This is a genomic window from Mesobacillus campisalis (genome assembly GCF_000986785.1).
GTDB classification, from domain to species: domain Bacteria; phylum Bacillota; class Bacilli; order Bacillales; family Cytobacillaceae; genus Mesobacillus_B; species Mesobacillus_B campisalis.
Genome location: NZ_LAYY01000036.1, coordinates 1 through 17951, shown reverse-complemented (window position 1 = coordinate 17951; position 17951 = coordinate 1). Strand labels below are relative to the sequence as shown.

The 17951-nt window shown below is 44.7% G+C and carries 17 protein-coding genes and 1 riboswitch; of the genes, 14 read left to right on the top strand and 3 right to left on the bottom strand.

Annotation, left to right across the window (positions count from 1 at the left end):
• The first annotated feature begins 52 nt into the window (after window positions 1-52).
• The 6 genes from WQ57_RS20310 (at window position 53) to WQ57_RS20285 (ending at window position 6530) form a co-directional block, all read left to right on the top strand.
• Window positions 53-1585 (top strand): ABC transporter ATP-binding protein, encoded by a 1533-nt coding sequence (locus tag WQ57_RS20310; protein WP_046525603.1) that lies wholly within the window; start codon window positions 53-55, stop codon window positions 1583-1585.
• Window positions 1578-2729 carry an ABC transporter permease gene (locus WQ57_RS20305; RefSeq protein WP_052948839.1) on the top strand — a complete coding sequence of 384 codons (1152 nt, stop codon included), beginning with the start codon at window positions 1578-1580 and terminating at the stop codon, window positions 2727-2729. Before WQ57_RS20310 ends, WQ57_RS20305 begins: the two co-directional genes overlap by 8 nt.
• On the top strand, window positions 2729-3688 hold the full coding sequence (locus WQ57_RS20300) for an ABC transporter permease (protein ID WP_046525602.1): 960 nt from the start codon (window positions 2729-2731) through the stop codon (window positions 3686-3688). The genes WQ57_RS20305 and WQ57_RS20300 overlap by 1 nt, the downstream gene beginning before the upstream one ends.
• A 290-nt stretch (window positions 3689-3978) precedes the next feature.
• Window positions 3979-5253, top strand: coding sequence for a M20/M25/M40 family metallo-hydrolase (locus WQ57_RS20295; protein WP_046525601.1), 1275 nt, complete (start codon window positions 3979-3981; stop codon window positions 5251-5253).
• Window position 5254: 1 nt separating this feature from the next.
• Window positions 5255-6061 (top strand): DUF3100 domain-containing protein, encoded by an 807-nt coding sequence (locus tag WQ57_RS20290; protein ID WP_046525600.1) that lies wholly within the window; start codon window positions 5255-5257, stop codon window positions 6059-6061.
• Entirely contained in the window at window positions 6042-6530 is a 489-nt protein-coding gene (locus WQ57_RS20285) for a hypothetical protein (protein WP_046525599.1), read from the top strand. Before WQ57_RS20290 ends, WQ57_RS20285 begins: the two co-directional genes overlap by 20 nt.
• 78 nt (window positions 6531-6608) lie before the next feature.
• Here WQ57_RS20285 and WQ57_RS20280 read toward each other — a convergent pair whose 3' ends face one another.
• The gene (locus tag WQ57_RS20280) at window positions 6609-7187 is read right to left on the bottom strand and encodes a TetR/AcrR family transcriptional regulator (RefSeq protein WP_046525598.1); all 579 of its coding nucleotides are present in this window, start codon (window positions 7185-7187) and stop codon (window positions 6609-6611) included.
• Window positions 7188-7345: 158 nt separating this feature from the next.
• Between WQ57_RS20280 and WQ57_RS20275 the strand changes: the two genes are divergently transcribed.
• From WQ57_RS20275 to WQ57_RS20260, 4 genes are all read left to right on the top strand, one after another.
• Window positions 7346-8272: a DsbA family protein gene (locus WQ57_RS20275; RefSeq protein ID WP_046525597.1), complete on the top strand. Its 927-nt coding sequence runs from the start codon at window positions 7346-7348 to the stop codon at window positions 8270-8272.
• Between the two features lie 16 nt (window positions 8273-8288).
• Window positions 8289-8585: a monooxygenase gene (locus tag WQ57_RS20270; RefSeq protein WP_046525596.1), complete on the top strand. Its 297-nt coding sequence runs from the start codon at window positions 8289-8291 to the stop codon at window positions 8583-8585.
• Between the two features lie 198 nt (window positions 8586-8783).
• On the top strand, window positions 8784-9491 hold the full coding sequence (locus WQ57_RS20265; RefSeq protein WP_046525595.1) for a hypothetical protein: 708 nt from the start codon (window positions 8784-8786) through the stop codon (window positions 9489-9491).
• Window positions 9492-9860: 369 nt separating this feature from the next.
• Window positions 9861-10283, top strand: a complete 423-nt coding sequence (locus tag WQ57_RS20260) for a YugN family protein (protein WP_046525594.1) — start codon at window positions 9861-9863, stop codon at window positions 10281-10283.
• Between the two features lie 84 nt (window positions 10284-10367).
• Here the strand turns inward: WQ57_RS20260 and WQ57_RS20255 are convergent, their stop codons facing one another.
• Window positions 10368-10988, bottom strand: a complete 621-nt coding sequence (locus tag WQ57_RS20255) for a cell wall hydrolase (RefSeq protein WP_046525593.1) — start codon at window positions 10986-10988, stop codon at window positions 10368-10370.
• Window positions 10989-11475: 487 nt separating this feature from the next.
• Here WQ57_RS20255 and WQ57_RS20245 point away from each other — a divergent pair, with 487 nt between their 5' ends.
• The 4 genes from WQ57_RS20245 (at window position 11476) to guaA (ending at window position 17641) form a co-directional block, all read left to right on the top strand.
• On the top strand, window positions 11476-12429 hold the full coding sequence (locus tag WQ57_RS20245) for an AAA family ATPase (protein WP_046525591.1): 954 nt from the start codon (window positions 11476-11478) through the stop codon (window positions 12427-12429).
• Between the two features lies 1 nt (window position 12430).
• Window positions 12431-13642, top strand: coding sequence for a DUF58 domain-containing protein (locus WQ57_RS20240; RefSeq protein WP_046525590.1), 1212 nt, complete (start codon window positions 12431-12433; stop codon window positions 13640-13642).
• The gene (locus tag WQ57_RS20235; RefSeq protein ID WP_046525589.1) at window positions 13639-15843 is read left to right on the top strand and encodes a transglutaminase TgpA family protein; all 2205 of its coding nucleotides are present in this window, start codon (window positions 13639-13641) and stop codon (window positions 15841-15843) included. Before WQ57_RS20240 ends, WQ57_RS20235 begins: the two co-directional genes overlap by 4 nt.
• A 33-nt stretch (window positions 15844-15876) precedes the next feature.
• A riboswitch (purine riboswitch) is annotated at window positions 15877-15978 on the top strand.
• Window positions 15979-16087: 109 nt separating this feature from the next.
• The gene (gene guaA, locus WQ57_RS20230) at window positions 16088-17641 is read left to right on the top strand and encodes a glutamine-hydrolyzing GMP synthase (RefSeq protein WP_046525588.1); all 1554 of its coding nucleotides are present in this window, start codon (window positions 16088-16090) and stop codon (window positions 17639-17641) included.
• Window positions 17642-17660: 19 nt separating this feature from the next.
• On the opposite strand, the gene WQ57_RS26910 is transcribed toward guaA, so the two are convergent.
• On the bottom strand, window positions 17661-17951 hold a 291-nt coding region (locus WQ57_RS26910), incomplete at its 5' end, for a hypothetical protein (protein WP_162200619.1).

The following is a 17951-nucleotide window of genomic DNA, read 5'->3' as shown; positions in this document are numbered from 1 at the left end:
GATGAACTTCTTTTCCCTTCTTTTCTATTATTTCATATAAAGGAGACGAAAGATGTCTGATTATATTGTAGAAATGAAACATATAACCAAACGTTTCCCTGGAATCGTGGCAAATGACAATGTATCCATTGGCATTAAAAAAGGAGAAATCTTTGCCCTGCTTGGAGAGAATGGGGCTGGTAAATCAACGCTGATGAGTATGCTTGGCGGCATGTATGAACCGGATGAAGGAGACATTTATATCCGGGGTGAGAAGGTCCAAATCAGTTCACCCAATCATGCGGCAAAGCTTAACATTGGAATGGTCCATCAGCACTTTAAGCTCGTTTCCGATTATACGATTACAGAGAATATTATCTTGGGAGTTGAGCCGGTCAAAAAGCTGGCAGGTATCTTCCCATACGTCGATATCCGGAGTGCCAATCGAAAAATTGAAGAACTGTCTAAAAGCTTTGGCCTAGAGGTGGATCCGACGAAGAAAATATCCGATCTTACTGTTTCCATGCAGCAGCGGGTAGAAATTTTAAAAGTGCTGTATCGTGAAGCGGACATCCTTATATTCGATGAACCGACGGCTGTCTTAACGCCACAGGAAATTGACTTCTTGCTCGGCATTATCGAAGGCCTGCGGAACGGCGGGAAAACCATTATCTTAATTACACATAAGCTGGAAGAGATCAAGAAAGTAGCCGATCGATGTGCAGTATTGAACAAGGGCAAATTAATAGATGTGTTGGATGTCAAGGAAACGTCCACGAGGAAAATGGCCCAACTCATGGTTGGCAGGGAGGTAAACCTGAAATCGGATAAAAATCCTGCTGCGTTTAAAGAGGAAGTATTGAAGGTTGAACACCTGAATGTGAAAAATGAAGATGGATTTGAAGTAGTCAAAGATGTTTCTTTTACCATAAAGAGTGGAGAAATCTTTGCGATCGCTGGAGTCGCCGACAATGGCCAGGTTGAAATTGCCGATGCCATTGCCGGGTTAACGAAGGTCAGCGGCGGTGAAATTTTACTGAACGGTAAGGACATAACGAATGAAAGCATCAGAAAAAGAACAGAAGCAGGAATATCCTATATACCTGAGGATCGCCAAAGCTTTGGATTAGTATTGGATTTTGATCTTTCAACCAATTTGGCATTAAAGCAGTACTATAGGGAGCCATTTGCCAAAAAGGGAATTTTAAACAAAGAGGAATTCGAGCAATTCGGCAGCAGCCTGATTGACAAATATGATATTAGAAGCGGACAAGGCATCAAGACACAGGTTCGTTCGATGAGCGGGGGAAATCAGCAAAAAACGATTATTGGACGCGAAATTGAATTGCAATCTTCACTGATGATTTTCGTCCAGCCAACACGGGGTGTTGACATTGGGGCGATTGAAAATATTCATAAGATGATGATTAAAGAAAGAGACCAAGGTAGAGCGATTTTACTAGTTTCATTGGAGTTGGATGAAATCATGAATGTAGCGGATACCATTGGAGTGATCTACAATGGCCAGCTTCAAAAGATTGCCAGCAGTGAATCCTTAACGACGAATGAAGTCGGAGAGTATATGATGGGGGCAAAGCATGAGTAAAGTTAAGAGAAAAAACAACGCGAAGAACAATCTAATCCGGCCAATCAGGGATGAGAAATGGCAGCCTGTCACGATTCCATTAGTCGCCATCCTAATAAGTTTTATTGCCGCGGCTATTGTCATCCTAATCATTGGCAAAAACCCCATCCAGGCATTTTATAACTTGTTACAGGGGGCAGGAATCCTGCCTAAGCCTTCCTATGCCGGCTATAAAAGTATGCTGACTGACTTTTTGAGTTTGCTGAACGCCATGACGCCGCTTGTGTTTGCCAGCTTGGCAGTCGCTGTTGCCTTTAAGGCGGGTCTATTTAATATTGGGGTTTCCGGACAAATGCTCGTATCCGGTTTTTTGGCGACAATCCTGGTTGGCTACAGTGGATTGGATGCCATCATCGCCAAGCCGCTTGTACTGGTAATCGGTATGACCGCCGGTGGCTTAATGGGAGGATTAGTGGGGTGGCTAAAATATAAATTTAACATTAATGAAGTCGTATCTACGATTATGTTAAATTATATTGCCCAGTATGTTATAAGCTTTTTTATTCAAATGTATTACATTGATCCTGTTTCAAGGCAATCCCAATACATCTCAGAAGCAGCAAGATTAACTTTAGTAAATGTCGAAATGGCCAACTTGAAAATGGATCTTCCATTGGGCTTTATCCTAGCCATTTTTACCGCTGTTTTCTTAAAGTTTTTCATGGACAAGACAGTAGTTGGTTTTGAAATTAAAGCGGTCGGTTCCAGCCGTAATGCAGCAAAATATGCAGGAATGAATGTCGGAAGAAATACAGTCCTGGCCATGGTAATTTCCGGCGGGCTGGCTGGTCTGGCAGGTGTCACTTATTATTTAGGTTATTTTGCTTCCATACAGCCCAAAGTTTTATCAAGTATTGGTTTTGATTCCATTGCTGTATCGTTATTAGGAAACTCTCATCCAATCGGGGTTATTTTTTCATCCTTTTTAGTATCGATTATTGAACAGGGAAGCACGTACATGAGTTCACAGGCAGGAATCAGGCAGGAAATTTCTTCTGTTATCGTCGGGCTGATCCTGTTGTTCAGTGCATGTGGTGCCTACCTGAAACATAAAGTCAGTTCCCTTAAGGATAAAGAATTGGATCAAAAGGAGAGTGAGTCATAATGGATACAATAATTATTGATGGATTATCCTTTGCTCTCCCTCTTTTTATTATAGCCATAGGGGGAATATATAGTGAAAAGAGCGGGATTACCAATCTGGCACTTGAAGGGTTTCAGGGGTTTGGGGCATTCATCGGAGCGCTGTCGGCTGTATTAATGGCCAATGCTTCCGGCACAGATATTCAAAATCTTTTTTACGTGGCACTGCTATTTTCAATGATTGGCGGAATGGGTTTTTCGATTATTCACGCGGTGCTATGTATCAAGTTTAAGGCAGATCAAGTGATAAGCGGGGTCGTCATTAACATTTTGGCGTTGGCGCTAACCACGTTTTTAACCGCACAAATAAATTCATTTGTGTTTGGAACAGCTTCCGATAAGTTCCAATTGGGTGTATCGGACCGATTTACCATTGAGGGGTTAGCGAACATACCAGTCATTGGTGCTGTTTTTACGAATGTGTATCCATTTGAAGTGATTATTATCGTGATTGCCTTATTTGCCTGGTATCTCTTATATAAAACAAAATTTGGGATGCGCCTGAGAGCGAGCGGTGAGAATCCTCACTCTGTTGATGCAGCAGGTGTAGATGTTGCGAAAACCAGGTTTTCTGCGGTACTGATTTCGGGCCTATTATCCGGCCTGGGTGGCATGTGTTTTGCCTATTCAATTTCAGCCAACTTTTCTTCAAATATTTATATGGGATATGGGTTCCTGGCCATTGCAGCCTTAATATTTGGGAATTGGAGGATTCTCCCTACTTTGGCCGCTTGTCTTTTATTTGGTTTTGCCAAATCCGGGGGAGCGTTTATTGCCCAGTCAATGGCATTGCCAAGCAGCTTCACTGATCTATTCATGATCTTACCCTACGTATTAACGCTATTGTTATTGATCTTTTTCTCTAAATCAAACCGTGCTCCGAGAGCTCTGGGGGAAATTTATGACAAGGGGAAGAGATAGGTCATTTATCTAGCAGTTCCTGAATGGAAGATAGGCTCTCGTCAGTCGAATAAACTGGCGGGAGCCTTTTTATTTGCTAGGGGGTATAACATTTGATGAAAAAGGTTGAAATCGAACATTTTTTATAATATAATAAAAAATGTTCGGATTTGGATGTTTTTCATTCGAAAATACCTTATTTTGGATTCGAAAACGATGTAAAAGACAGATAATGGTTAATGGCTTATTAAGGGGTAGAAAAACTAATTAATTAAAAGAAAGATTCATGCCGATACAAAGGAGAATCGAAAATGATTTTCAAAAAACAATATAAAGAGATTAAAAAAGTGGCGGAAGAGATCTATTTTCATCCAGAGCTGGGATATAAAGAAGAAAGAACGAAAGAAAAGATTATTGAGTGTTTAAAACAGATGAATCCCGATGTTCGGATAGAAGAGTTCAGCACGACTGGTATTAAGACCACATTGGGCAATCAGGAAAAGGATTTACACATAGCGTTTATAGCAGAATTAGATGCGGTGTATGCCCCATCGCATATGTATGCCGACAAAAAGACGGGCGCTGCACACAACTGTGGACATTATACACAGGTTGGCATCGCACTTGCTTTATACAAATATTTTGTGAAGTCTAAAAATTATCAGGATTATAACTATAAAATATCCTTTATCTTTGTTCCTGCTGAGGAGTATTTGGATCTCGCTTTCCGCGACCAGTTAATACAGCAAGACAAGATCACTCATTATGGCGGTAAGCCGGAGGCGATGAAGCTTGGCGTTTTTAATGATATTGACCTTGGCATCTGTGTCCATGCCATTGGGGGAGAATTTGAAAAGCGAACGATAAATACTAACTGCGATTTGGCTGGATTTTTGTACAAGAAATATAAATTTATCGGAAAAGCCACCCATGCAGGGTTCGATCCGTTTTCTTCAAAAAATGCCTATAACATGTCTACCTTGTTTAACGTCGCGGTCGGATTAAGCCGGCAACAGCTTAAGGATGCAGAAAAGGTAAGGATTAATCCGATTGTGCTGGAATCAGATATGTCAACCAATGTGATTCCAAACGCTATTACCGTAGGGACAGATTTGCGAACTTTATCGGTTGAATATATGAAGGAAGCAGCAGATAAGCTCGATGATGCGGCAAAGGGTAGTGCGAGAGCCCTACAAGGAGATGTAGAGGTTTCTACACAGATGGGTTACTTGCCTTTTAAACAAAATCGTTATTTATCGGAATTTGTTTGGAGTGCATTTGAAGAAAACGATGAAATTGATGTGCTGTTCAATGATGATCCCATTAGTGCGGCTGGAGATATTGGCGACCTGTCCTATATGATTCCTTGCATTCAAATTGGTTACAGCGGCTTTAAGGGGACAATTCATGGAGATGACTTTATTCATGTCGATCCGGAATTTATTTTCGAGATATTCCCCAGATTCCTAGCACAGGTATTTGAAAAAATGAATGGGAACATTGACCCTTCGAAATTGTATAGAAGAAGCTATGAAGATTATATCGAATTAATGAATGAACTGATCCCGGATAAGAAAGGAATCTAACATGAAGAAAAATTTTATTTATCTCATTCTATTCGCACTAGCAGTCATAACTGCTGCTGAAATGATCGGGTTTCAAAGCGTAATGGTTGGCAGTTTTTCAATTGGCTTATTGCCGCTTGTATTTGCCATTATCATTACGATGGTCCTAGGTCTGAATTTGTTTCGCAAAGGCTTTTGGAAAAAGGTGTACAGTAAAGAGAATGTTGATTTTGCAGGAAAATACCTGATTTTCATAATGCTGCCACTTATGGCTAGGTATGGGGCGGACGTTGCCCCTAAATTCGGTGAAATTCTTCAGATTGGCTGGGTATTCATCGCCCAGGAAGTTGGAAACCTTGGGACTGTGCTATTAGGTCTGCCTGTTGCCCTTTTGCTTGGGCTGCGACGCGAAGCGATTGGAGCTACATTAGGAATTGGCCGTGAAGGGGAACTTGCGTATATCTCGGAAAAATACACTCTGGATTCTGATGAAGGAAGAGGGGTCTTATCCCTTTATATTATCGGTACATTATTTGGCACGATTTTCTTCAGTATATTTGCACCGCTCCTGCTTCACTTTGGCTTCAGTATCGAGGCCCTGGCAATGGCTTCGGGAATGGGCTCAGGAAGTATGATGAGTGCCTCGTCGGCTTCTCTTGTTGCACAAGTACCAGAAATGGAAAGCACAATTTTAGCTTATGCATCCGCGAGCCAGCTGCTCACCAGTTTCCTGGGTACCTTTACAATGGTATTTCTTGCGGCTCCGTTACAGCAATTGATGTACAGACTTTTCGTCCGAGGTGATAAACATGCAAAACATGCTGCGTAATTCCTATATTAAATACGGATTGATCATTTTATTGAGTCTTGGCCTTATCTTGTTCACACAATTTATCAAGCATTTGAAAAACCCCGATTCAATGGCAGTCACCGGAATGACTCTTGCGGGCCTGATTGTACTATGGGTCTTCTCGATGATTGGAATTCTCATCTCGGAAAAATTAAAATCATCCCCCGTTACATTTATTAGGGAATTTCCAGTATTAGGGTGGGTTTCGATTACATCCCTTGTAATGTGCTTGATTTCCGACTTTTTTGTGCAAGCGATCCAAGCGGTGGATTTCCTTTCCATCACAACACCGATCCTGACCTTTGCCGGGATTTCTGTAGCCAACAGGTTGGTTGACTTAAAGAATACTTCCTGGAAAGTTGCGATTGTGGCTGTCTTTGTTTTTAGCGGAACGTATATCGGCAGTACATTAATGGCCCAAATTGGATTAATGTTGGCAGGAAGGTAATTCATACTGCTAAGGGGTGGCAGACATAACGAAAACAACTATGAAGCAAAGCCGGGTTCGAATTTGAACTCGGCTTTGTTAATTTCCCTTGTTTTCGGAGGCCGATTTAATGCCTGACATGATGTATGGCATGGCTTTTTTAATAAACTCTTCCGGCGGCGTAATAGTGCTGTTCCTTCTCCATTCCACGGAAGCTCCGTAAATCCCCCAGCTTAAAATCACAGCTGTTATCTTAAGGGATTCATCCTCTTCCAAGCGGTTTTGTTTTAACAGCATTCTGTAAAAAATGATTTCGAGCTGCTCCCTGACAATGCGGGCAATGGTATCCTCATACCCTCTGTGACATCGGTTGGACAGGGATAGCTGGAATTCCGTTATCGCTTTAAAGATACTGGCTAGCGTACTCTCACTCAGTTCACCATCCTCAAATGCATTCCCATTTAAGTTGATCAATAAGACTTCCGATAAAACCTTTTCAAGCAAATCATAAATATCCTCAAAATGATAATAGAAGGTTGCCCGGTTAATCATGGCTTCCGCCGTAATGTCTTTTACAGTAATATCCTTAAATTCCTTTTTGCCTGATAGTTCAATAAAGGAATCCATGATTAATTTCCGGGTACGCAGGATTCGGGGGTCCGTCTTTGTTTGGGTCACTTCGAAACTTCCTCCCATTTTTTCAACAATATTTCCAATGTGTTGGATAAACGACAATTCTCATAATCTATTGGTGTATATGGTATTCATTATGAACTAAGATACAATTACAAAGCAAATGGGGTTGACATTAATCAATATAAAGGGGGAACTGCAAGGTGAAAAAACCAAATATGATTTGTGATACAGAAACAGGGGTATGTGGTGTGGCAGGAGGAGAAGATATGGAGATGGTGGATTTTAATGCACCGAACAAAACTATCAATCTTTATTATGTAACGGATCCCATCTGTTCCCATTGCTGGGCAATCGAACCCGTTCTCCGCCGCTTTATCGAGCAATACGGACACTATTTAAACAGTCATACAGTAATGGGCGGGTTATTGGAAAAATGGGGGGACGGTCCTGTTGATCCTGCAAACGGAATTTCAGGTCCGGCGGATGTTGCAGGCCATTGGAGGGAGGTAGGAGAGTTTTCCCGAATGCCAATTGACGGGTCACTGATGATTGATAATCCGGTTCATTCCTCCTATCCACCGTCCAGAGTGTTTAAAGTCATTCAAAAACAACATGGCAGCACTCTGGCAAATGAATATTTACGGCGTGCACGAGAAGCACTGTTCGCTTTCAATCAAAATATTGCTGAGAGGTCAGTTATGGTTGAAATTGTCCAGGAATTGGGGCTGGATGGAGAAGCCATTGTTCATGAAGCAGAAAAGGAAATCGGGCAAGAATGGCTGAATGAAGATTTTGCCCTTGCGAGAAGCCTGGGAGTCAGGGGATTTCCCACCATCATTATGATCAATGAGGAAAATAAAGGAGTAAAAATTGTTGGCGGCCGTCCGTTTGAGTACTATGTTAACGGGCTGAAGCAGGTTCTGGATAAGGAAGATCTGCAGCCAAGGCAACAGCCATCCCTTTCCAGCTTGCTTGAAAAAGAAAAACTTCTGTTTTCAAAAGAAATCGAAGTGATGTACGATCTGGAACAATCAGAGGTAAAAGGCTTTATTGAAAAAGAACTGTACCTCGATGAATATCATATGAAGGAGATTCTTGGGGAAAAGTATATTATCGCTAAAAAATAACGAGAGGAGAACGACAATGGCGTACGTATTACAAGTGGATTTCAAGATGGATGGACCTTTTGGTGATGAAATGGCGGAGGCTTTTTCCGGCCTGGCAAAAAGTATTAATGAGGAAGAGGGCTTCCTATGGAAAATCTGGACTGAAAGCCCTGAAACAAACGAAGCCGGAGGAATCTATCTTTCAAAAGAAACAGCCTCGAAGTATTTAGACAAGCATTCCAAAAGGTTGGCGCAATTTGGAATCGCCGATATCAATGCAAAAATCTTTGCCATCAATTTCAAACTTACAGGGATCACCAAAGGTCCAGTGTAAAAACATATAAAAGGGTTTCAGGAAAAGGTGATCCTTTTCAGAAACAGATAATGTTGTCAAACAAGGCCTAGATTAGAGAGTGATATGCTGTATCCGGCATACCTGTCTGTTCTAGGTCGTTTTTGTATATCGCTGGGCGATATAACCCTTGCAATTCGTTCTGAAAACCCTCATATTTAAAAGGAAAGGAGGCCCGATATGCGACGTGATATACAACCGAATGAACGAGCTTTCTCTTCCAAGGAAGTAGCAGAGGAAGTGGGGATTGCCACTCCTACTGTTCGCAAGTATGGCCAAATATTAGAACGGAATGGATATGAATTTTTAAAGGATGGCGACCGGCGTATCTTTGTTCAATCGGACATTGCAGCGCTTATAGCGCTGCGCGATACGGACAAGCCCCTGGACGATACGGCCAAAGACCTTGTATCCCAACAAAAAGAAAAGCTGGCACAACCCAGTGGATCGGAGGTTGCGATAACCGATACATATGACCAACTTCCTCAAGACCCCAATCAATTAAAAGAAGCCCTGATGTTTGTATTCAATGAACTCGCAGCCGCCCGCGAAATGAATGTCCAGCTGAAAAGCGATATGGCACTGCTAAAGCAATCGGTTTCCCGACTGCAGCAGGACCATCATGCCATAAGCTCCACCATTAGCAATTCAGCGCAAAAAACGAATGTTAAAATTGAAAAGTTGACCGAAAAGCAAAATGCCTATTATGAAGCCTTGCTGGAACAGGAAAAACAAAAAAGTGAAGAATTGCAGAAGGAAATACAAAGTATACGGGAAGAGCAGAAAGAAGAATGGAACTCGCAAAATGATTTTAATAGGCGGCTGGAAGAAGCGATACAAAGACCACAAGGGAAGTGGAGTGCGCTTTTCTCCTTATTCCGTAAATGACAGGCCCCAAAGGGCTAACCATTGTATCGCCGGGCGATATGAACGAATGTTGATGATATATACAAAAAATGTAAATGGACAAAAACATAAGTCCAACAATTTGTTTCATTATCTTTCATCATTCAACAATTTCCCGAGAAATATCTACAAATTAAGTTTGAAAATCGACAATGCTAAATGGGTTACTAAATAGAATCTTGTTTTTGCTGTTCGGCGATAAGCCCAGCCAGGTAATAAGCCACTGCAGAATTGAAAGCAAAGAGCGCCTTCTATTCTGCAGTGGCTTATGTTTTTTGGGACTGGCTCCTCCCTCCCGTTTTAACAGATTTATGTTCGGGTAAACAGAAATGAAAAAAGGAGGGATAGACAATGATAAAACTTGAGACAGAACTGGAAGGAAAAGGGGCGCGATATGCCGATATAGTGGATGCATTCGAGAGTCATGGATTCGATATCGGCGGAAATTGGGACTATGACCACGGAATGTTTGATAAGACCCTCGCTGATGAAGACGGGGAAACCATCTATTTGCGCGTCCCGTTCGATGTGGCGGATGGAAACCTGGACGACAACGACGCCAGGGTGGTCTTTGGTACTCCATTTGTGATCAATCATATCGCCGATACAGACATCGATCAGGAAGACAGCGCTGTCCTCACAACAACGGGCATGGAACAATTTAAAAGTCCAGTCGATAAAGATGGGCCGATACAGGAGAAATCGAAGTGGGCAGTAGAGGGAGAGCGGGAAATTGCCGAGTTGCTTGGCAATATTGAAATCATTACGATATAGGCTGAACGGACGATGACAATGAGCAGCACCTATATGAAGAGAAGCTTCCATTTGCAGCCCTGGAAGCTTCTATTTAGCCCGAAATTAATAGGCAAATCGGTGATTTCCGATATCTTTTATTGTCGTCCTAGTGAAAATCCACTGATTTGTCGCGATTCCCGGATTATAGTAATAAACGGCGCCGTAGGATGGGTCCCATCCAAGAAAGGCATCTTTTACAGCATGGTAGGCATAAGAATCAGGATAAAGGTAGTACTGCCCGTCATTGACCGCAGTGAAAGCATTGCGCTGGAAGATGACTTGATCAATGCTGTCAGGGAATTCTTTTGATTCTACACGGTTTAAAATCACTGCCGCCACAGCAACTTGCCCTTCGTAATTTTCGCCTCTCGCTTCCCCGTGAACAACATGGGCCATTCTCACGGCATTGTTAATCATGGCAGTGGTCTGGGGACCGACTTGTCCTGTGGCCGGGATGCCAAAGTCCCGCTGGAATTGTTCCACGGCGCTAGCCGTCACATTGCCATAAAATCCAGTCGTGCTTGTGTTGAAATACCCCATTTTCTTGAGAACAGATTGAATATAAGTCACATCGGAACCTGCGGAACCCTGTCTCAATAACTGGGAAGCCTCGACTTTCAACTGTGAGAAACTAAATACAAAAATAACGGCAGCCACGGCTGCATAAAGCTTTATGTAATTCATTTAAACGCTCCTATCTCTCTGAAAGTATGTATTCAATCATTCCATTAACCTTGGAAATCCGGTATCCTCCACCTCCTTAATTCTCGGCTGCATGCCTAAGAAAAACACCCGGCGTGTCCCGCTTTCCCTTTTCCCTATGAGAACCGAAGGAAACTCCTCCAATAGGCGGAAATCCTTCAAAAACGCGTTTAATCATTTTCTCCTGATTTTTCAAATCATTTGGAATATTTAGGTAAGATTGGGAGGAAAAATGCACATGAGCAAGGTCTTCCTTCCACTGCACGGTGCATGAATCAGAGCCTGTTATAAATCTGCTTATGCCTAAACGAAAATCTTCCCGAGGGGGGATTTTCTTTTTGTTATTTAAAGGGAGCGAGGGAGCTGTTTTTTACAGAAAATAGTGGAAATATAGGTTATAATGAAGAGTGTATCTTACGGGAAAAACTGCCTAGTGCTTTGCTATAAAAAGGAAATGGGAGGAAATTGAATGAGCAATCGAACCAATCCTGCAATTGAACAGATACTTCAAAATATAGAAAAGGTTATGACGGGAAAGAAGGAGGTCGCCCAACTAAGCTTAGTGGCGCTCCTTTCAGGCGGGCATGTTCTGCTTGAGGATGTGCCTGGCGTTGGAAAAACGATGATGGTTCGTGCTTTAGCGAAATCTGTCAGCGCCGAGTTCCGCAGAATTCAATTTACCCCTGATCTGCTTCCCTCCGATGTAACAGGTGTTTCCATTTACAATCCAAAAGAAATGGAGTTCCAGTTCCGTCCTGGCCCGATTATCGGGAATATCATCCTGGCTGATGAAATCAACCGGACATCGCCCAAAACACAGTCAGCCCTCCTTGAAGGCATGGAGGAACATAGCGTGACGGTGGACGGGGTTACTTATAAGCTGGACAAGCCGTTTTTTGTCATGGCTACTCAGAATCCTATTGAATATGAGGGAACATACCCACTGCCTGAAGCGCAGCTTGACCGTTTCCTGCTGAAAATGAAAATGGGCTACCCTGGAATAGATGATGAAATGGAAGTGCTTAGACGTGCACAAAAGACAGCGCCGATTGAAGAATTGGAGCCGGTCGTGAGCATAGCCGAGCTGCGCCAGCTGATGGAAGAGGTTAAACATGTCTTTGTTGACGAATCGATCACGCGCTACATTGTTGATTTGGCCGCCAGGACCCGTGACCATGCCAGTGTATACCTTGGAGTCAGTCCTCGTGGTTCGATTGCCCTGATGAAAGCCTCCCAGGCTTATGCTTTTATGGAGGGAAGGGACTATGTCCTGCCCGATGATGTTCAATATCTTGCTCCCTATGTATTTTGCCACCGGATCATCCTGAAATCGGAAGCGCGCTTTGAGGGAATCAGCACAGAGGAAGTGGTCGACCGTGTCCTTGCAAGAGTTCCGGTTCCAGTACAAAGGCTAGTGAAGTAGCATGAGATCCTTATTTGGGCGCTTCAAGGAAATATGGAAGCTGATGTTCCTGCTGGTGTTAATGCTCTTTGCCTTTTCCTATGCCATGTTCCAGGGCGGTTTCGTCAGCTGGTTCCTGTTTTACAGCTTTCTTCCCTTTGCCTTGTTTGCATTGGGAGTGTCGTTGTATCCTTTGGGCCGCTTCAGCGGGGAGAGGACATTTAGTCACCGGGAGTTTGTCGCTGGAGAACCGGTCAAAGTCCGGGTTACCCTGAAAAGGGGGGCAGCTTTTCCGCTATTTTATTTAATCGTGGAAGAAATGGCCGATGATTCCCTGCCGGAGAGCCGAATGAAAGAAGCGAGGAGACTTATTTTTCCCGGTTTCAGAAAGACATTCACTCTTGACTATACGGTCAAAAATATCCCGAGAGGAGAGCATGTGTTGCGGGGGATACGCCTGAAGACTGGCGATTTGCTGGGACTGGCGGAGCGGGAAAAGGTCCTGCCGCTTGAGGATAGAATCCTTGTGTATCCCTCCTATGAAGAAATGGTTTACCGTCCTTTTGAAAACCGCTTCGACCAGGGGGCGGCCAGTTCGAATGAGCGGATCTCGAGAGATTCGACTATGTCGGTTGGAGTCCGCGAATACCAGCCGGGTGACCGCTTTTCATGGATAAACTGGAAGGCGTCAGCTAAGCGGAACGATTTTATGACAAAGGAATTCGAACAGCGCCAATCCCATGAAGTGCTTGTGCTGATGGATTGCGAGGATGTCCCGCAGTTCGAAGCCGTCGTAACCTTTGGTGCTTCTATGCTGAGGGCGATGCTGCGAAAAGGTGTGGAAGTTGGTCTGTTGACAGTCAGTGGTGAACGATCGATGCTCCCGATGCGGGGCGGAGAGGAACAACAGCATAAACTCCTATACCATCTGGCAAAAATTAAAGCGGATAGCTCGGTTCCTTTCGAACAGGTGCTTGCAGCGGAAAGCTTCGCCGGCAGACAGAATACGCTGATGCTCATAACCGCCAAGCTGACAGAGAGGCTAATTGATAAAGCCGTTTACAGTTCAAAGGGCCATGGGTCGGTAACCATATTTTTGGTGAAAAACAACCAGGAGCCTGTTTCAGGGTCTGAGCTGTCATTAAAAACAGCTGCCCGTTCCAGAGGGATTCGGGTTTTCGCTGTACATGAAGGACATTTTGCCGAGGCATTCTCGGAGGTGACTAGTGGATGAGCGACCTGCAGAAAAAAAGGGGCACTGCCTCCTTTAGTTTATATGCGTTAAGTTTTGTCCTCCTGTGGGAGTGGCTGAGGCCGGTTCAGCAGCTGACTGAAACAGGACATATCGGTACTTTCCTGGGGTTCGTCTTTATGTCCCTTTCGCTTTCGTTCCTTGGTGTTTGGAGTGTTTTGGCCTCATTGGCCAAAATGATTTACATATTGTACAGCATCGCCAAAATCCACTATCAAGGGCAAGTGTTTAATCTTTCATGGCTGGGCTTGTTTCTGGAGGATGCACAGGCAAATTTGGGTGCAGTCTGGAATGGCCAGTGGGCGGAGATGTCCAATCCATTCAGGACCTTGCTGTTTTTCATCCTGATCTGGCTGGTGACCTATCTAATCGATTACTGGTTGTTAAACAGGAAGCGGATTCTTTTGTTTTTCTTGATGACAGTTGTTTTTATTACTGTGATTGACACGTTTACTGCCTATAAAGGGGATGCCGCCATTTTAAGAGTGGTTGTTGCAGGCTTCGCTATTCTTGGATTGCTGGCGTTTTATCGGCTGGCTGAAAAAGAAAGGCTCCCTTCCGGCCATCTGCACGCTAGAAAATGGATTATTCCGCTGGTGGTGATGATTGCTGGAAGTACCCTGATTGCGTGGACCGCGCCAAAAGCCAATCCAATTTGGCCCGACCCCGTTCCATTTATCCAGTCAATGAATGATGGAAGCGGCACGGAACAAGGAGGCACAGCAAAACGCGTTGGCTATGGCAGCAATGATTCCAGCCTGGGCGGGCCGTTTGTTGGCGATGATTCACTGGTATTTACCGCAGAGGTGGAAGAGAGGCATTATTGGAAGGTAGAAACAAAGGATGTATACACCGGGAAAGGGTGGGTCTCCACTAAAGGGGAACATCCTTCCCACCTGGAGTTCAGCGGGGAAACTCCACCGCCAATTATGTCCTTTTACGGGAATCAAGACGAGGTGCTTAGAAGTACCGTCCATAATGAAGTGGACTATGCCCATATCCAATACCCACATGGTGTAAGAAAAATTGTCACAGATGAATTTTACCTCTACAGGTTAAACCGGCAGACAGGAAAAATTACTTCATTGAAGGATTTTGAACCCGAAGCCCCTGCATCATATACCGTAGAATACGAAAAGCCCGCCTTCCGGGTGAAGGACCTGCAGGATAGTTCCGTGGAGGATGATGACGAGTATGCTCATTCTATCCACAATACGTATACCCAGCTCCCCGAGGACCTGCCTCCTGCAATCAGGGAACTGGCCCTGGAGGTGACAGACGGGCTTGAAACCTGGTATGAAAAAGCCCAGGCGGTAGAGAAGTATTTTCGTAATAATGGTTTTGTCTATGACCAGGTTGATGTCGCCATTCCGGAAGAAGATGAAGACTATGTCGCACAGTTCCTGTTTGAGACGAAGCGGGGCTATTGCGATAACTTTTCCACCTCGATGGCAGTCATGCTCAGGACTCTCGATATTCCTGCCCGCTGGGTGAAAGGATATACGGATGGAGAGTACGTGGAGACGCTTGAATCAGGCACAAGAGTCTATGAAGTGACCAATAACAATGCGCACTCCTGGGTAGAAGTCTATTTCCCCGAGGTTGGATGGGTGCCTTTTGAACCAACCCAGGGCTTTTCCAATAATGTAGTGTTCCAAACTGAGGAAAACTCCGAGGTTCCGGCAGATACGGAAGAAACAGAAGAGGCAGCAGCGCCTGTTCCCCTTCAGCCTGAACGGGAAGAACTCGAGCCTGAAGCAGCCTCCGCTGCAGGTTCACAAGATGGGTGGAGGAAGAGCGCGAAGTCCTTTTTGGCTAATAACTGGAAAACGTTTTTCGGGATGATCGTTCTGCTTGCCGGAGCGGCCGCTCTTGCCTATTGGAAACGGGGGAAATGGCTTCCTTTCTACTATATTTTGCTGTTTAAATTGCGGAAAAAGGATGAGCATTTCCCTGCTGCCTATTTGGCCTTGCTGGCTCAGCTGGAACGTTATGGGCTGAGGCGGCGTCCAGGCCAGACTCTTCGCGAGTATGCCTGGGAGGTGGACCAGTTTTTCTCGAGCAGGGAAATGAGAAGGCTGACAGACTGCTATGAACAATTCCTCTATCGCGGGACCCTGGCGGAAGGAACATGGCAGAAATCAAGGGAAGCATGGGAATATATGATAAAAAAAGCAGGTTGACCAGAAAAATACTATACTGGTACAATGTTTTAGTAATTTAATAGTATACTCCTTCGTATAACATCGATAATATGGATCGAAAGTTTCTACCAAATCACCGTAAATGATTTGACTATGAAGGCGGAGCATATTCCTGACTAGAATTCTGCCTTTGAACATTTCGGAGGCGAATTCTAGTTTTTTTATTTACATTGGCTATACTAACAGGATAAACAGCACTTATTTTTAAGAAGAGGTGACCGACTTGTCAACGAAAGAGGAATTGCTGGACCAGGAAATGATCGTTGTATTGGACTTCGGCAGTCAGTACAACCAGCTGATCACCAGAAGAATCAGGGAATTTGGTGTGTACAGCGAGCTTCATCCCCATACCATCACGGCGGAAGAAATTAAAAAAATGAATCCAAAGGGGATCATCTTCTCAGGAGGACCCAACTCTGTCTACGATCAGGGATCGTTCCGATGCGACGAAGAGATATTTGAATTGGGCGTGCCGATTCTCGGGATTTGTTATGGAATGCAGCTGATGACCATGCATTTTGGCGGAAAGGTAGAGCCTGCCAAGAACCGGGAATACGGGAAAGCTCTTTTAACTTTACAGCATGAAAGCCCTCTGTTCGCAGAAACACCAGATGAACAGACTGTCTGGATGAGCCATGGTGACCTGGTTACGGAAGCACCTCCAGGATTCCGAATCGATGGAGTCAACCCATCCTGTCCAATTTCGGCAATGAGCGATGAAAGCCGGGGTCTGTACGCTGTACAGTTCCACCCTGAAGTGCGCCATTCAGTTTATGGCAATGACCTCCTGAAAAATTTTGTTTTTGGCATTTGCCAATGCGCTGGCGATTGGTCAATGGAAAACTTCATTGAAATCGAGATGGAGAAAATCCGCCAGGAAGTCGGCGACAAGAAGGTTTTATGCGCATTGAGCGGCGGGGTAGATTCATCTGTAGTTGCCGTGCTGATTCATAAGGCAATTGGCGATCAGCTGACTTGCATTTTTGTGGATCACGGTCTCTTGCGCAAGGGCGAAGCGGAAGGAGTCATGAAGACTTTTTCCGAAGGCTTCAACATGAATGTCATTAAGGTTGACGCCAAGGATCGCTTCCTCAGCAAGCTGGAAGGAGTATCAGATCCTGAACGAAAGCGGAAGATCATTGGCAATGAATTCATCTATGTGTTTGATGATGAAGCCACAAAGCTTGAAGGAATTGAGTTCCTTGCCCAGGGCACTCTTTACACCGATATTATCGAAAGCGGAACAGCTACTGCGCAGACGATCAAGTCCCATCACAACGTCGGCGGCCTTCCTGAGGACATGCAGTTTAAGCTGATTGAGCCACTGAATACACTCTTTAAGGATGAAGTAAGGGCACTTGGCACAGAGCTTGGCATTCCGGATGAAATCGTATGGCGCCAGCCGTTCCCTGGACCAGGGCTTGGCATCCGCGTGCTGGGAGCAATTTCGGAAGAAAAACTTGAAATTGTCCGGGAATCTGATGCCATTCTTAGAGATGAAATCAAGAAGGCGGGGCTGGAACGCGAAGTTTGGCAATATTTCACGGTGCTCCCTGACATCCGCAGCGTTGGCGTGATGGGCGATGCCCGCACATACGACTATACTATCGGAATCAGGGCCGTCACCTCGATTGACGGAATGACCTCCGATTGGGCGAGGATTCCATGGGATATACTCGAAATCATCTCCACCCGGATCGTCAACGAAGTCCCGCACATCAACCGGGTCGTGTACGACATCACAAGCAAGCCGCCAGCGACTATTGAATGGGAATAAGAAAAGCGGAAGCCCCCGTTCAGCGGCGTATGGACTGGAGCACGGCGACTGAGATAAAGGAAACACGAAGAGCGTAGCGATTCGATGTTGACTTATCGCAGGGAGGCGAGCGAAGTCCACTAGCCGCTGGGGGCTGCAGCTGGACAGCAAGAAAAGCGGAAGCGGCTGTCCAGCCCCGAAAAGTACTGGAGGGCCAGCAGTTGAAGGCGTTCTTTGCCTTCAGGTGATGGACCGAAGTGTCTCGAGGGGCTAGCCGCTGCAGCTGGACAATAAGAAAAGCGGAAGCGGCTGTCCAGCCCCGAAAAGCACT

Coding starts and splice junctions, on each gene's coding strand:
- WQ57_RS20290 (WP_046525600.1), top strand. CDS start 5,255: ATGAAGAAAAATTTTATTTATCTCATTCTATTCGCACTAGCAGTCATA.
- WQ57_RS20310 (WP_046525603.1), top strand. CDS start 53: ATGTCTGATTATATTGTAGAAATGAAACATATAACCAAACGTTTCCCT.
- WQ57_RS20235 (WP_046525589.1), top strand. CDS start 13,639: ATGAGCGACCTGCAGAAAAAAAGGGGCACTGCCTCCTTTAGTTTATAT.
- WQ57_RS20305 (WP_052948839.1), top strand. CDS start 1,578: ATGAGTAAAGTTAAGAGAAAAAACAACGCGAAGAACAATCTAATCCGG.
- WQ57_RS20285 (WP_046525599.1), top strand. CDS start 6,042: ATGCAAAACATGCTGCGTAATTCCTATATTAAATACGGATTGATCATT.
- WQ57_RS20255 (WP_046525593.1), bottom strand. CDS start 10,988: ATGAATTACATAAAGCTTTATGCAGCCGTGGCTGCCGTTATTTTTGTA.
- WQ57_RS20265 (WP_046525595.1), top strand. CDS start 8,784: ATGCGACGTGATATACAACCGAATGAACGAGCTTTCTCTTCCAAGGAA.
- WQ57_RS20295 (WP_046525601.1), top strand. CDS start 3,979: ATGATTTTCAAAAAACAATATAAAGAGATTAAAAAAGTGGCGGAAGAG.
- WQ57_RS20270 (WP_046525596.1), top strand. CDS start 8,289: ATGGCGTACGTATTACAAGTGGATTTCAAGATGGATGGACCTTTTGGT.
- WQ57_RS20245 (WP_046525591.1), top strand. CDS start 11,476: ATGAGCAATCGAACCAATCCTGCAATTGAACAGATACTTCAAAATATA.
- WQ57_RS20260 (WP_046525594.1), top strand. CDS start 9,861: ATGATAAAACTTGAGACAGAACTGGAAGGAAAAGGGGCGCGATATGCC.
- WQ57_RS20300 (WP_046525602.1), top strand. CDS start 2,729: ATGGATACAATAATTATTGATGGATTATCCTTTGCTCTCCCTCTTTTT.
- WQ57_RS20240 (WP_046525590.1), top strand. CDS start 12,431: ATGAGATCCTTATTTGGGCGCTTCAAGGAAATATGGAAGCTGATGTTC.